A 14,917-nucleotide genomic window follows, 5' to 3' on the forward strand; every position below is an offset into this window, starting at 1 on the left:
ATGTATTAGGCACGCCGCCAGCGTTCGTCCTGAGCCAGGATCAAACTCTCCAAGAAAGTTGATTAGCTCATAAAAGTTACGTTGGCTCAGCTTCAAATTCTTTCGAAAGATTCACTGATAGTTATTGTTTGTTTGCACGATTTTGTTTGTTTAGTTTTCAAAGAACAAGATTACTATATTTCAAAAGCGACAAGATTTATCTTATCACATTCCTTAATTAGTGTCAACTCAAACAAATATTTTAATAGGTAACTATTTGTTTTTCGTGTTCGATAAGGAGCTTTTATATAATAACATTGTTTGATGCAGTAGTTCAAATGTAATTTTTTCCATTAGTGATATGAATTATCCTACATGAAACTAAATAAAAAAGACTGACTCAACTGTGTCAGCCCAATTTGCTAATAATCTATTATTTAATTTTCTACAAGATTCATCAATGTTGCTTCATACTCTGTTAATGCTTCATCAAGTATTTGCAAACCTTCATCAATTTGTTCTTTTGTAACAATTAGAGGCGGAATCATTCTTATCACTTCACTGTGGTTCCCGCAAAGGTAAAATAATACTCCCTTTTCAAGCGCTAGATCGAGGATTTTTAATAAACCCTTTCCATCCGGCTCACCTGTTTTTGGATCAATAACCTCAATCCCAATCATTAGCCCAACTGCGCGAATGCTGCCCACAACTGAATGTCTTTCTTTAATCCGTTCAAGCTGCTGAACAGCATAACTTCCCATTATTTTCGTGTTTTCTAGAAGATTTTCCTCTTTCATCACTTCCAATACTGCCAATCCAACCGAACAAGCAATCGGATTACCGCCAAATGTTGTACCGTGGCTGCCAAGCGGCCACTGCTTCATTAATTCACTGGAGGATACAGTTGCGCTTAAAGGGAGGCCATTGGCAATACCCTTTGCAATCGCCATAATATCCGGTGTCACATTAAATGTTTGTGCCGCAAACCATTCTCCTGTACGGCCAAAGCCCGTTTGCACTTCATCAAATATGAGTAAGATGTTATGGCGATCACAAATTTCACGGACTTTTTTCAACCAAGCTTTCGGAGGAACGATATAGCCCCCCTCTCCCAGTACCGGTTCCAAAATAACACAAGCAACTTCCTCAGGTGTTACTTGATGACTAAAAAGCGCGGCGAAATCTTTTTCTAATTTTTCAATTACATAGCTTTCAGGATCTAAACCCTTTGGGCATTCTTTCACGTTCGCATAGGGAACTTGATATGTAAGGCCTGATGGCTGAATAAATTTACGGTATTTGCTTTTGGAAGTAGTTACACTTAATGCACCTAAAGAACGCCCATGGAAACACCCCGTGAATGAAACAACGTAAGGACGCTTCGTTACATACTTTGCGAGTTTAATAGCTCCTTCAATGGCTTCTGCCCCACTGTTAGCAAAGAAAAAGCAATCAAGGTCTCCAGGTAAAATTTCTGCAAGTTCATCTGCTAATCGTAAAATGGTTTCATACATAATGACGCCGGAAGGGCCGTGCATTAAACCATCTGCAGCATCTTTAATCGCTTGAACAATTTTCGGATGACGATGCCCGACATTTGTAACGGCAATCCCCGACGTAAAATCCAGATATCTTTTTCCATCCACTCCATAGTAATAACATCCTTCCTCTTTCACTACCGGCAGGTTCGGATGATCCTTCGCCATACTGGGTGCTAATCGATTGGGCATATTTTTTACAAGATGATCCCATTTGTTTTCCATAAAATTGACCCCCTTATTCGTTTTGCAATCCCCTCAAAGAGGTTTTCTTACTAATTGTTATTTTTTATTTAATAGATTTTAAGCTTTCTTCTCGAATAAGAGACAATAATTCTTCTTTATATTCGGCAAATTCCAATGTAGCTTTGACACTGAAATCTCTGGGTCTTTCCAAGTCGATCGGAACCTTTTTCTTTAAACGCCCCGGACGTGCGGTCATCACATAAACAGAATCGGCTAAAAAGATGGATTCATCAACGTCATGGGTAATAAATAAAATCGTCTTTTTCGACTCTTCCCATGCCTTAAGCAGTACTTCCTGCATGATGTTCCTCGTTTGGGCATCCAATGCGCCAAACGGTTCATCCATTAATAAAATTTTCGGATCGTTGGCCAACGCGCGGGCAATCGCAACACGTTGTTTCATTCCGCCTGATAGCTGAATTGGAAAATGTTTCTCAAATCCTTCTAAACCGATTAATTGCAAGTAGTGCCTTGCGACATCGTCCCGTTCCTTTTGGGAAACTCCCTTTAACTTTAGACCGAATGTAATATTGTCTTTTACAGTTAACCATGGATATAGCGTATAAGATTGAAAGACCATTCCGCGGTCAGGGCCGGGGCCATTGATTTCTTGCCCATCTAAAAGGACTTGCCCTGAGGTTGCTTCCTCCAAGCCTGCCACAATCCGCAGGACGGTGGATTTGCCACATCCAGAAGGCCCTAAAATTGTTACAAACTCGCCTTCGTTTATGGCAAAAGAGGTTTTTTCTAATGCTGTCGTTTCTCCTCTTTTCGTCTTGAAAACTTTTCCTACTTCTTTAATTACCAGCTTCGGCTTGCCGATATGAGGAACAACCGTTTCTTTCGTGTGCGGTTTTACTATTTTTTCAAATTCCTTAACAACAGGTGTCACCATCTTACAAACCATCCTTTCTCATCCACGAAAATGAAGCACGGTAAATGGCTTTAAAGATAATATCTGTCATAAGCCCCAGCAAACCTATAATCAAAATTCCTACAATGATTTTATCCGGCTGCAGAAAACGGGATGCTTGCATAATCATATACCCTAAACCACTGGATGCTCCGACAATTTCCGCTACCACTAAATACGTCCAAGCCCACCCGAAGGTAATCCGAAGTGTATCGACAATCCCGGGTAAAGAAGCCGGTAGAATTACTTTTGTAAAAACTTGGGCCTTCTTTGCCCCTAATGTATAAGAAACATCCACTAAATCATTTTGAACATTTTTCGTAACGTCCATGACCATAAGAGTAAGTTGAAAAAAGGTTCCAAAGAATATTACACCCATTTTCTCTGACTCTCCAAGACCAATCCAAAGAATAAACAATGGGATAAACGCTGAAGCTGGCATATAGCGAATAAATCCGATAAACGGCTCAAAAGCACCTTCCATAATCCGCAATGAGCCCATCATAATTCCTAAAGGTATTCCAATTATTGCGGCGATCAAAAATCCCATCAGCACCCTTGTAAAACTAATGCCGATATCGGAAAGGATATCCCCGTGCATAAACAAATCAGCACCTGTTGCCAACACATCGGTTGGCGTTGGTAAAAATAAAGGATTAACGATTCCTCCGTAACTTAAAACTGACCATACAGCTAGAAAAATAATAAAGGTAATAAAACCGGCCGATGAATAAAGCGATTTTGATATTTCTTTATTTGGAGTAAACAATTTTGCTATCATTAAAACTCACCTAATTTCTTATTTCTTCTAGAAGCTATTTAAAAAAGGGCCTAACTCACGTGGCAAATGACAACCTTCATGAGTCAGGCAACTACTAAAAATTCACATCATAACAATGAAAACCGCTTTATTACTTTTGGAAGCTTGGATTAATTAAATCATTCACTTTTGGTTCTTTCGTAATTAAATTTTGATCCTTGTAAAACTTAATCGCATTTTCAGCAGATTGATAAATAGAGCCTTTATTGCTTGCTGTTCCGAATAATTTTGCGTTATCTTCTTGTGCAAAGAATTTTAAGCCTGTAACCGTGCCTTCAAATTCTTTCAAATCGATTTTTAACCCTTTGGCCATAATTTCGTCTGCTTCTTTTGGATGCTCTTTCCAGTATGTCATCGCTTCACCCATAGCTTTTACAAATGCTTGCACATCTTTCGGACGGTTTTTAATCACGTCCTCTTTGAAGCTGATCGTATCGACGATAATTCCGGGTAAATCTTTTGTTGTTAACAAAATTTTACCGTTGGCTTGTGCACCTTTTGTTAACCAAGGCTCCCATGTAACGGCTGCATCTACTTTACCTGCCGCAAACGCTGCACCGGCATCCCCGGCTGACATCTGAACGACTTTCACGTCTTTTTCTGTTAATCCACCTTGTTTCAACGCTTGTAATGCCAGCATATGGCTTGTTGAACCTACTTCAAATGCCACTTGTTTCCCTTTTAAATCTTTCACACTATTAATTCCCTTTTTAACCAAAATTCCATCCCCGCCGTGTGAATCATCCAATAACCAAACAACCTGCACCGGGATATTTGAGGCCGCTAACGTAACTTGTACATCCAAAGCGGTTGCCATACCATCGATTTTTCCACTTGCTAATGCCTGCTTGCGTTCAGCTAAACCTTCAACAATAGAAAGGTCGACATCAACACCATTTTTCTTGAAAAAGCCCTTTTCTTTCGCTAAAAAAAGCGGTCCATACCCTGTCCAGGTAGGCAGTGTCACTTTCAACGGCTCTGAAGACTTCCCATCACTTGTACTGGAAGCAGTATCCTTTCCACAAGCTACCAATGTTAATAACAACATAAACGAACAGACAATCACTAACCATTTTTTCATCAAACGTTCCCCCTTTATTTTTTCTATCATTAACACTTAGTAGTAGTGGATAAAATCTCATTTCCAATTTCATCGGCCCTGCGAACAGCTTCTATCACCATTTCTGGTGTGACTTCAAAAGGCATATTAGCCATATCTTCAATTGTGACAGTTATTTCTCCAAATTCTTTCCATTGATGATCTGTTAAACTCTTAATCCCCATTTGTCTTAAGGTAAAAGGAAGACCGATTTCTTTGTAATAGCTGATTAGAGTGTTTAGTTCTTCTTTCCCAGCACCTTCCATGCACAACTGGGCTAAAATTCCAAAAGCAACAATTTCACCATGATAGGTTTCATGAATCTCCGGAAAGATTGTTAAACCCGAATAAATAGCATGTGCTCCGGCAGTACGGCAATCGTCACCACCGTAACCACTAACACTTCCACTGATTAAAATAATAGCGTCAATTACATCTTCTAATTCTTTCGTTAAGTCTAGTTTTTCTACGGATTGAACAGCTTCTTTCCCAATACGGAGCAAAGTCTTGTATAACTGACCTGCAATCACAATAGCTGTTTGATTTATCGCCGTCGGTACAGCATTTTTTACTGAAGACTTCGTTTCAAACCATTTTGCCAATGTATCGCCAATACCCGCTATCAAATACCGAACAGGTGCATTCAAAATGACGGTCGTATCTGCTAACACCAAATCAGGTGCTTTTGATTCTCGTCCAATTCCTATAAATTCACCTTCATCATTGTAAAGTATCGATATGGGTGTAGCGGCTGCACAGGTCGCAGCGATTGTTGGGATAGCCACAAGAGGTTTATTAAGCCGATAGGCAACGGCTTTAACCGTATCAATGGCTTTCCCTCCACCAACAACGATGACAACATCGATGTTATGTGAAGCTAATGCTTCGACAAGTCTATCAATATTTGTTTGAGAAGATTCTCCCCCGTACCATAATGAATACTCCAAAGAAATCTCGTACTCTGATAAACTCTGTCTTAATGATTTTTCTACGATTGATAAGCTGTTATGCCCCCCAATGAGTGCAGCGGTTTTTCCGAAGTTTTTTATGTATGTTCCCGCTTCATTTAACAAACCCATCCTTCGGATATATTGTGCAGGCCCTACCGTTACCTTCAAAATCCATCCCTCCTCATTCCATTTTTTGTATAAAAATAAATATTTATCTATAAATATAAAATTTTAACTTTTTTATGTCAATATATTTTAAAATATCAAAATACTTTGATGTTTTAATGAATTACAAATAGAAGAAGGCATTTTTTGCTATTTAAATATATTTTTTCCTAGCAGGAGTTGGATTCAGAGAAGTAAAGTCCTCTTAGACTGTCTATATACGCCCCTCCATTCCTTCCTATTTTTACGTATATTTTTTTCTTGTTAGCTAATATCATGCAAGTTCTATGCCAATTTTTAATCTATTCTGTATTTTCTGATTTTTCTAACCACAGAAGGTTGACTAATTCCCAATGCCTTAGCCATTTGAATGGTGGTTTTGTACCGTTTCCTGGCATGTATTAGAACCTGCTTTTCTACGCTGTCAAGAATCTCAACCAATGGTCGGTTTCCATCTTCAGCCAATGAAACAGCTGAGAACGTTTTCCGATAACCTTCCGGAAGATTTTCTATTTCAATGAGGTGTTTTGAGGAAGTAACAACAAGACGTTCAATTAAATTGATTAACTCTCGAACATTCCCCTTCCATTCTTGCGCTAACAGTACATGGATGACGCCCTCATCAAGGCTGCGCTCACGGCCATACTTTTCAGAGAAATACTTTAAAAAGTAATCCACTAACGGAATTATATCCGATGGCCGTTTCCTTAAAGGCGGGATCGTGATAGGTACAACATTTAAACGAAAAAAAAGATCCTGTCTAAATGTCTTTTCATCAATTGCCTTCTCCAAATCTTTATTCGTCGCAGCAATAATTCGAAAATCAACCGTTCGCTGCTTTGTTCCTCCAACCCGGTAAAACTGCTTTTCTTGAATAAACTTCAATATCTTTACCTGATTTACTAAGGATAACTCGCCAATCTCATCTAAAAATAATGTTCCGCCTTCTGCAAGCTCGGCTAAACCGATTTTGCCCTTTGAACTGGCTCCTGTAAAGGACCCGGATTCATAGCCGAAAAACTCTGCTTCAAATAGTGGTTCAGGAATCGCACCACAGTTAACTTCAATAAACGGGCCGTCTTTTCTTAGACTTTTGTTGTGAATAAATTTAGCAATATGTGACTTCCCCACTCCGGATTCGCCAAGCAACAAGACATTTGCATCGATTTCAGCCACTTGTAAGGCAAGGTGAAGGACCATTTTCATTTCATCACAAGTAGCTATCATGCCGTCGGTATAAAAATGAAGGCTTCTAAGCCGTTCAAGCTCACTTTTAACACGTTCCATTTCGTCTTCCATTTCCGTCAGGTATTTTTTCATGTTTAGTAACTCAGTCACATCATGTGAAAAGCTAACAATCCGAACTAGTTTATGGTCCTGGTCAAATACAGGAATACCTGTTACTAACAGCTTTTTTCCATCAATGGTCGTTTGGACAAGGGTAATTTTCTTCTTTTCCTTAATCACAATCGGTGTCAAAATCGGTGTAAAAACACCTTCTTTCTCCAGGTCATACACGGACCGGCCGATCATTTCATTGGAATTCATCTGATAAATTGCTTCTGTTGCTTCACTCACTCTTAAAATAATTCCCTCTGTATTCGTTACTAAAATATCATCTTGTAATGAGTGAAGAATTGCTTCACTTTCATTCCAAACTTTTTTTTCATCCATTCGAAAATCCCCCCTTTCGAATCCCTTTTTTCGCGGCAAATTATTCATTTATGAATAATTTTTCAGAAAAATCCCCTTACATATTAGTTATATCAAATTATAAACAATTTTTATACAATTTCGAATATTTTATTCAAATATGGATAAAAAAAGTGACAGCACCATCTATTTAGATGATGCTGTCACTCATTTTGTTAACAGACTAATTTTGTTGTGCCTATATAAGAAAAATTAACTTATTGCAAAAGAATCTTTCCTAAATTGAATAATCATATCCCTGTCTTTTTCATTATTAATCATACGGGATTTCAAATGACCACCCTTGTTTTAAAATATTAATAGAGTTTTTTTACAAATAAAACCCTGTCTTGTTTTGGTCCATCATAATCGGTATGTATGGATACTCCATCCACTTCTCGATCTCCTATTTCGATTTGAAATCCCATTTTTGTATGATACGAAATTGACGCTTTGTTTGTTGGAGATGTTACACAACGGACTGTATCATATCCTTTCTGTTGAATGACCTCAAAAAATTGATTATATAATCGTTTTCCAATATTTAAGTTTCTTTTTTCCGGATGGACTCCAACAAAATGAATATATGCTTCTTTCTTTTTAGATTGAGAGAGAAAGCCAACCAAAAATCCTATGATTTGATCCTTCTCTTCCATAATAAAACTAGTTTCTTGAAAGTGTTCAAAAAACAACTTAGGCAACATATCTGTCATCTGCCGGCCATTCCACCAATCATTTAAAATTGTAATAATTTGCTTGTAATTGGCTGAATCAATTTTTCTTATTTTCACTTTCCGCGCCTCATTTATTAATCATATTTTCAAAGTGACTAATCAGTTTATTTTATAGATAAATTATAACAAAATTTATCTTTTTTTCCAATTATCGCAAAAAACTAATTTCCATAATTGTCAATTAATTTTCACAATTAACAAGTTGAATTTAGCGGTCCATTTAATGCCAAAGCGACATGTACTGACTGTTAGAAAGAGCGTTTTTCCTTTCTTACAGTGTTGAAGATCATAAAATCAATCCTTGTTAAACCAACACAACCGTTACTTCAATAACGCCGAGCAATGAAGCCACTCTCAGTTTTCACCTTTCGATATAGGCAAAACTGTGGAATATTTTACTTCTCTTAACGATAAGTTAGTTTGAATTCGTGATATGCCAAGCCTATTTAACTTTCTTATAAAGCTATCCAATTCCTTCCTGTCTCTAATAACTACCTTTAGAAGATAATCATATTCTCCTGTTAAACAATGACATTCTAATACTTCTGGCATAGCTTTTAAGGCATTTTCCAAAACTTCCAATTGTTCAGCTTGATGAATATTTGTGCTAATGAAAACATAGCAAAGTAAATCGAACCCAAGCTTCTCTTGATTTAAAATTGCGACTTGCCTATCGATAAACCCTTCACTTTCTAATCGTTTTATCCTTGTGTGTGTCGCTGGCGGGGACAAATTAACACGTCTTGCAAGTTCAGCATTACTTAACTGAGCTTCTTTTTGCATTATATCTAAAATTTGAATATCAACATCATCTAAAATTTTGCTTACAAAAGATTCCACGCAATCTTCTCCCTTAATAATTATTCAAAATACAGGTCTTATTTAATACTGGAACTTAATTTTATTCTTTAATATTTCACTTTTTATTCGAATTATTTCAAGTTTATTGAATTGTACAAAATGTTATGTTACAAAATCAACAAAAATGTTATGATCATTAATAAATTGATGTGGAATATTCTAAATGTCATTGTGCACAATGGCTTCTATCTTTTTCACTGTACTAGTGAAAAATCAAAGGAGCTAAATGGTATGGCGAATTTTTATGTTTTATTGCTGCTTTTAACAAGCTTGCTATGGGGAGGAAATTTTGTAGTTGGAAAATCTCTTGTCGGTCATGCTTCTCCGTTGACCTTGACGAGCTTAAGATGGATGATTGCTATTGTTTTTCTTGTACCAATGGTATGGTGGAAAGAAAAAAGGATACTACCCTCACGAGATGCCATTCTTCCCTTATTTTTCATGGGAATCACAGGTGTTGTTTTATTTAATCTCTTTCAATTTTTAGCATTGGAACGAACAACCTCGACTAATGTTGGATTAATTTCCACATTAAATACCATCTCGATTTCCGTTTTTTCATTTATTTTTTTAAGAGAAAGAATCAGTGTACTACAAATATTTTCAATGATTATTTCACTTTTGGGTGTACTTCTCGTTCTTTCCAAAGGAAAGATCAACCTATTACTGGCAGTACATTTTAATACAGGCGATTTATGGATGATGCTAGCTGTATGCGTGTGGGGAATATACTCCGTGTGCAGTAGGTGGGCAATGAGAACGACATCACCGTTGATGTCTACATTGTACTCTGGAATATTTGGACTTCTCGTTCTTCTTCCGTTTAACCTTTTTGATTTTACTTTTTCCAATGTCAATCATTCTTTCATTCAATCTATTTTATATACAGGTGTTATCTCCACTGTCGTTTGTATGGTATTTTGGAATATTGGCATACAGAAATTAGGTACTACAGCATCCGGTATTTTCTTGAATTTCAATCCAGTTTTCACTGCAATTTTAGCGTTTTTATTTTTACGAGAACAATTGTCATGGATACAAGGAATTGGGGGTTTCATTGTGATTTTAGGATGTTATTTATTCTCACACTTTAAAACAAAAGCAATCTCTCAAAACAACTCCGTTAGCTCGAATCCAGTAACAAATTTTAGGTGTTTGGGTCATTCCCCTGGGTTATTCAAGAAAGCTGACAGATAGTTTAAGTAAAAATCTTCACAATCTCAATGCCTTTAACAATTTACTTTAAATGTGTTGTACCACAATCTGGCCCTAACCATAATCGAGTAGGAGGGGGTGACTAACCCCCGACCTCTCACACCACCGTACGTACCGTTCGGTATACGGCGGTTCAATTAAGTTTGACGTAGAAATTCATATCTGTGATATAGACTTTTCAGCCCTCGATTATTCCAAAAGGAGTTATCGAGGGTTTTGTGTAGAATCGGACTACTAGCGATTCTCCAGTATTTCTTCCTGGAGTTTCCCCATTCGTAAGCCTTGTTTGGTGGTACTCCCAACCCTTTGAGTTTTCTTACTCTTGTTTTGGGTGTTTTCCATTGTTTCCATTCAATCATACGGAGTCTTCTTCTTATCCATTCATCAAATTCTTTAAATTTACTTGGTGTATCCGCTAAAGCAAAGTAACCACACCAACCCGTTAGGTATAGATTTAATTTCTCGATTCTTATTTCCATTGGGATAGATGTTGAACGTGAGGTTAGTTCCCCTATTTTTGACTTTAATCTTTTAGTACTCTCATTGGCTATTCGAACCTTCGGGTTCTTATGAGATGTAAAACTAAAACCAAGAAACTTCCGTCTCCATGGGCGGTCAACTGCAGATTTCTCTCTATTCACTTTAAGTTTCAATTTAACTTCTATAAAGTTTGTAATAGAGTTCATCACTCTTTCGCCTGCTTTCTTTGACTTCATGTAGATATTACAATCGGGATTTCGACTCGACGGACTGGGTTCGGTTTATAGGTTCCAGCTCTTAAAGAATTACAAAGTGAATCCCAATTTTCATAGAGATGTCTTCGTAGGGATTTTACGGACATTCCATCAATGCCGTGACTCCCTTTGTTCTTCTCGACACGTTTAAGTGCTTCTATTAAGTTTTCCCGTGACAAGATCAGATCCATTAACATTTGATATTTCCTTTCGACGTGAACGTAGAAATCTATTTATGTTATTCCTGCTCCACCCTCTTGAAGTCCCCTATGGGATTCACCATTTCCTCTTTCAAGTAAGTCCTTTCAGATTGTCTGTTTCTACACAGGAATTATATGCCTAGTTCTCGTTCTTCCTAATTGTTCAGTCCTTCCCTTACCATCTCGAGTAGGTAAGGTACTATGACCTCTGCTGACTTCTGATTGTTCAGCTATCTATTGCTAGATAGGTTACCAAGTGTGCTTGGCATTCCACTCAGACCTCCCCAGGTAAGAGTACAATCTTTCCCTCCATCTATCTGCTTCATTTACTCTATACCACCTTCGGCAGAATGGACTTTGTTTTGTCTTGCAAACTCATCCAATGGTATCTAGCCTTATATGAAGTTCGTGTCCCTCAGACCGGAGGTTTGCCGCTCGCTTCCTTCAGATTCCGCGTCACCACGGACACCCTTGCGTTAAGCTACTGTTTTTTCTGCCTTCACAGTTCGGGACTTGCACCCTATAGATTGCACCCATGCTGGGCGCACAAGAAAAAGCACAATTCTTGCTGCAGAATTGCGCCCTATTGTTTAATAAAGTTTCGAAGTGTCTTTTGCCCCCTGAATCATGTCAGTGATGGCAACATAAATATTTGGTGGATATTCAGCTATTCTATGACAAAGGTATAAGTACCACTCAACACCATAAGTAAGATAAACCCGAACGGGTAACCCATCATCTTTTAGTTGTTTACAAAGTTCGGGACGAATTCCGTATAGCATTTCTGCCTCCACATTTGAGTTTTGTAAATAACCACGCTGGATGATTTGTTTATATATAGCTTCATCATGAGAAGCAATTGAAACTTGGTGACCAGCTCTAACACATAAATCTACTAATTCGAGATAACGTTGATCCAACTTGTCTGAACGAGGAATACATATATCTGACGGCTCTTGGTATGCCCCTTTAACGATACGAATTTCCCCAGAGTAGTTAAGTAATTCATTAAGATCGTTAAGTGTTCGATACAGTTGGGCTTGAAGTGTGACCCCAACGTTCGAATATTCCACAACTACTCTTTTGTATATGGAGAGTATCTGATCCGTTTTTGCTGATTCCTCCATACTAATCATAAGAGAAAGACCATGGGACTGTGCTTCTTTCGCCATTTCTAATAAGTTTTGAAAGGTAAGTTCAGGATCAACGGATAATCCAATATGGGATAGATCAAAAGAAATGCGAGAACTTATTCCACGATTGCTACATTGTTTTATCAACGCTATAAACTCATCTTTGGCTCGGACACACTCCTCTTTGTTTATAGTGTTCTCTCCGATGAATTCCAGAGAAATACGGTATCCTTTATGTACAAGTTGGTCACCAATAGATACTCCGTCTTCTCTTGATTCACCTGTTACAAATCGTTTAGCAGAACTCAAAAATAACGGATAAAGTTCTGGAGATTGTTGAATGTACTCCTTTATTTCTAAATTTCGAGCAATGGATTTCAACGAATCTGCAAATTGTTTTTCAATTGATGGAAGAACCAATTATATCCCTCATTTCATCTGAATTTTCATAAAAATTATAATTTAAATGTCGTAACAAATATAGGAAAAAAATTTATGAAATTTAGCCTGCTAACAGCACCCTGTATCCAAATAAAAAAGACGATACTTCTCTTATTGAAGTATCGCGCCCGATTGCGGAAGATTGAAAAATGCGAAAGAGCTGCAAACATGGCTTCTAAGTTATTTTATTAACACACCCGTTATTGCAAGAACGAATAAGAGAATAGTTAGGATTATATAAGAATTTAGTAAACTGGCATTATTTCTAAACGATGGATTTTTTGATGTTATTATGTTATTAATACCAAATATTTGTCTTAAGAACACTGCTGGATTACAAAAAAGTGCTTATGGCACTCCAAAGTGCGTACTTCTCAAGTGGGGTTCCTTGATGCAAAATAACAGTGAACAAAGCACAGTACAGAAGGAGCTGCAACACTATGAATAATGAATCTCAAACAACACGCAAAGTCGCATTGGTCGTAGGCGCAAATGGTGTCATCGGTCGCAACCTCATTGATCACCTCATTACTCTCCCTGATTGGGACGTGATCGGCCTATCGCGTCGTCGAGGCGGAGAGTCTGTCGGCCGTGTCCGGTATGTGGCTACGGATCTACTCAATGTAGACGACACCCGCGAGAAGCTAAGCGGTTTAACTGAGGTAACCCACATCTTCTATGCCGCCTATCAGGACCGTCCAACTTGGGCCGAACTTGTTTCGCCCAACCTCGCCATGCTAGTGAACACCATAGAGACGATCGAACCAATCGCGGCGAGCTTAAAACATGTCAGTTTGATGCAGGGATATAAGGTATACGGCGCACATCTCGGCCCGTTCAAGACACCTGCTCGTGAGACAGACGCTAACCATATGCCACCCGAGTTCAATGTTGATCAGCAAGAATTCTTAGAACAAAGGCAAAAAGGTAAGGCTTGGACTTGGTCGGCGCTCCGTCCCTCTGTAGTCTGCGGCTTCTCGCTTGGAAATCCGATGAACCTCGCCTTAGTTATTGCGATCTACGCCTCAATTTCGAAGGAGCTTGGACTTCCGCTGCGGTTTCCGGGCAAGCTGGGTGCTTACGACAGCCTCTTGGAAATGACAGATGCGGGGCTTCTCGCGAAGGCAACAGTATGGGCGGCGACTGAAGAGCGTTGTGCCAATCAGGCATTCAACATCACGAACGGTGACCTGTTCCGCTGGAATGAATTATGGCCTAAGATCGCTCACTACTTCAGCTTGGAGACGGCGCCTCCGTTGCAGATGCCACTGGACGTTGTCATGGCGGACAAGGAGCAGCTTTGGAACAAAATGGTCGAGAATCATGGGCTTGCTCGGCATTCCTATAAAGACGTATCCTCCTGGCGATTCGGTGATTTTGTGTTCTCTTGGGATTACGATTTCTTCGCCGACGGAACTAAGGCCCGTCGCTTAGGTTTTCACGAATACGTCGATACCGAATCAATGTTTATGAACATCTTCGACGACTTCCGCAAACGCAAAGTCATCCCATAAACGAAAAGTCGGCCTTGTATATTAGGTCGGCTTCTTATATCTTTTCTACGTCTTCAAGATGTGGATTGACCAGAGTGGTAGCCCTTCCCCTGTACTTTCTCTCTATATGCGAATCCCCCCACCTACACATTAGATGCAGGATCTCCTTTAGACTCCAGCCGTATTCTGTCAATTCATACTCGACTTTTGGTGGAACCTGATTGTAAGAAATGCGTAAGATGACGCCTTCCTCTTCAAGTTCCCGAAGTTGCTGCGTTAACATTTTTTGAGTAACAGGTATCAAGCTTTTCAATTCATTGTTACGTTTCTTGCCAAATGTTAGATGAAAGAGAATCACAGGTTTCCACTTTCCTCCAATTACCTCCAAAGTTGCCTCTACCGCAGTGTTGTAAATCTTATCAGGGTCCTTCATTACACACCTCCCCTCCCTTTTCCGAATATTTCGACACAGGTCACTGGTAAACATCCGATGAATTGGAGCCATTAAATATCCGTCTTTGAACATTATAACTGCAAGCAAAATATTGCGCTATCCTGCCCCCGTTAATGGAATAACTTATAGTTCGATTACTTACGAAATCCCTTTTCTTATTCATGACAGATAGGTAAGGGTTTGACGTTATCGCCCCCTTTTCCCCCTGCTAGCACCGTAGGTGCGACTTTCATCGCATACGGCGCCCCAA

General features: G+C 38.7%; 12 protein-coding genes and 1 pseudogene. 2 read left to right on the forward strand and 11 right to left on the reverse strand.

Going from position 1 to position 14,917, the window contains the following annotated elements; genetic code table 11:
- Positions 1-416: 416 nt before the first annotated feature.
- From J2S10_RS27075 to J2S10_RS27110, 8 genes are all read right to left on the reverse strand, one after another.
- Positions 417-1,742, reverse strand: a complete 1,326-nt coding sequence (locus J2S10_RS27075; protein WP_307414263.1) for an aspartate aminotransferase family protein — start codon at positions 1,740-1,742, stop codon at positions 417-419.
- 64 nt (positions 1,743-1,806) lie between these two features.
- The gene (locus tag J2S10_RS27080; protein WP_370876306.1) at positions 1,807-2,658 is read right to left on the reverse strand and encodes an ABC transporter ATP-binding protein; all 852 of its coding nucleotides are present in this window, start codon (positions 2,656-2,658) and stop codon (positions 1,807-1,809) included.
- 1 nt (position 2,659) lies between these two features.
- On the reverse strand, positions 2,660-3,457 hold the full coding sequence (locus tag J2S10_RS27085; RefSeq protein WP_307414265.1) for an ABC transporter permease: 798 nt from the start codon (positions 3,455-3,457) through the stop codon (positions 2,660-2,662).
- Between the two features lie 130 nt (positions 3,458-3,587).
- Positions 3,588-4,577, reverse strand: a complete 990-nt coding sequence (locus J2S10_RS27090; protein WP_307414266.1) for an ABC transporter substrate-binding protein — start codon at positions 4,575-4,577, stop codon at positions 3,588-3,590.
- Positions 4,578-4,606: 29 nt separating this feature from the next.
- Positions 4,607-5,713 carry an iron-containing alcohol dehydrogenase family protein gene (locus tag J2S10_RS27095; RefSeq protein WP_307414268.1) on the reverse strand — a complete coding sequence of 369 codons (1,107 nt, stop codon included), beginning with the start codon at positions 5,711-5,713 and terminating at the stop codon, positions 4,607-4,609.
- A gap of 294 nt (positions 5,714-6,007) precedes the next feature.
- Positions 6,008-7,384 carry a sigma-54 interaction domain-containing protein gene (locus J2S10_RS27100; RefSeq protein WP_307414269.1) on the reverse strand — a complete coding sequence of 459 codons (1,377 nt, stop codon included), beginning with the start codon at positions 7,382-7,384 and terminating at the stop codon, positions 6,008-6,010.
- A 335-nt stretch (positions 7,385-7,719) separates the two neighbouring features.
- Complete coding sequence (locus J2S10_RS27105; protein WP_307414271.1) at positions 7,720-8,193, reverse strand: GNAT family N-acetyltransferase; 474 nt, start codon at positions 8,191-8,193, stop codon at positions 7,720-7,722.
- 297 nt (positions 8,194-8,490) lie between these two features.
- Complete coding sequence (locus J2S10_RS27110; protein ID WP_307414272.1) at positions 8,491-8,976, reverse strand: Lrp/AsnC family transcriptional regulator; 486 nt, start codon at positions 8,974-8,976, stop codon at positions 8,491-8,493.
- 252 nt (positions 8,977-9,228) lie between these two features.
- On the opposite strand from J2S10_RS27110, the gene J2S10_RS27115 reads away from it, so the two are divergent.
- Complete coding sequence (locus J2S10_RS27115) at positions 9,229-10,194, forward strand: DMT family transporter (protein WP_307414274.1); 966 nt, start codon at positions 9,229-9,231, stop codon at positions 10,192-10,194.
- Between the two features lie 155 nt (positions 10,195-10,349).
- On the opposite strand, the pseudogene J2S10_RS27120 reads toward J2S10_RS27115, so the two are convergent.
- Positions 10,350-11,143, reverse strand: a pseudogene (locus tag J2S10_RS27120) (group II intron maturase-specific domain-containing protein).
- A gap of 593 nt (positions 11,144-11,736) precedes the next feature.
- Positions 11,737-12,699: a proline dehydrogenase family protein gene (locus J2S10_RS27125; protein WP_307414275.1), complete on the reverse strand. Its 963-nt coding sequence runs from the start codon at positions 12,697-12,699 to the stop codon at positions 11,737-11,739.
- 461 nt (positions 12,700-13,160) lie between these two features.
- On the opposite strand from J2S10_RS27125, the gene J2S10_RS27130 reads away from it, so the two are divergent.
- The gene (locus tag J2S10_RS27130) at positions 13,161-14,234 is read left to right on the forward strand and encodes an SDR family oxidoreductase (protein WP_307414277.1); all 1,074 of its coding nucleotides are present in this window, start codon (positions 13,161-13,163) and stop codon (positions 14,232-14,234) included.
- Between the two features lie 34 nt (positions 14,235-14,268).
- Here the strand turns inward: J2S10_RS27130 and J2S10_RS27135 are convergent, their stop codons facing one another.
- Positions 14,269-14,646, reverse strand: coding sequence for a winged helix-turn-helix transcriptional regulator (locus tag J2S10_RS27135; protein WP_307414278.1), 378 nt, complete (start codon positions 14,644-14,646; stop codon positions 14,269-14,271).
- Between the last annotated feature and the right edge of the window lie 271 nt (positions 14,647-14,917).

It is taken from the genome of Neobacillus ginsengisoli, from assembly GCF_030813055.1.

Coding starts and splice junctions, on each gene's coding strand:
- J2S10_RS27075 (WP_307414263.1), bottom strand. CDS start 1,742: ATGGAAAACAAATGGGATCATCTTGTAAAAAATATGCCCAATCGATTA.
- J2S10_RS27080 (WP_370876306.1), bottom strand. CDS start 2,658: ATGGTGACACCTGTTGTTAAGGAATTTGAAAAAATAGTAAAACCGCAC.
- J2S10_RS27085 (WP_307414265.1), bottom strand. CDS start 3,457: ATGATAGCAAAATTGTTTACTCCAAATAAAGAAATATCAAAATCGCTT.
- J2S10_RS27090 (WP_307414266.1), bottom strand. CDS start 4,577: ATGAAAAAATGGTTAGTGATTGTCTGTTCGTTTATGTTGTTATTAACA.
- J2S10_RS27100 (WP_307414269.1), bottom strand. CDS start 7,384: ATGGATGAAAAAAAAGTTTGGAATGAAAGTGAAGCAATTCTTCACTCA.
- J2S10_RS27115 (WP_307414274.1), top strand. CDS start 9,229: ATGGCGAATTTTTATGTTTTATTGCTGCTTTTAACAAGCTTGCTATGG.
- J2S10_RS27130 (WP_307414277.1), top strand. CDS start 13,161: ATGAATAATGAATCTCAAACAACACGCAAAGTCGCATTGGTCGTAGGC.
- J2S10_RS27135 (WP_307414278.1), bottom strand. CDS start 14,646: ATGAAGGACCCTGATAAGATTTACAACACTGCGGTAGAGGCAACTTTG.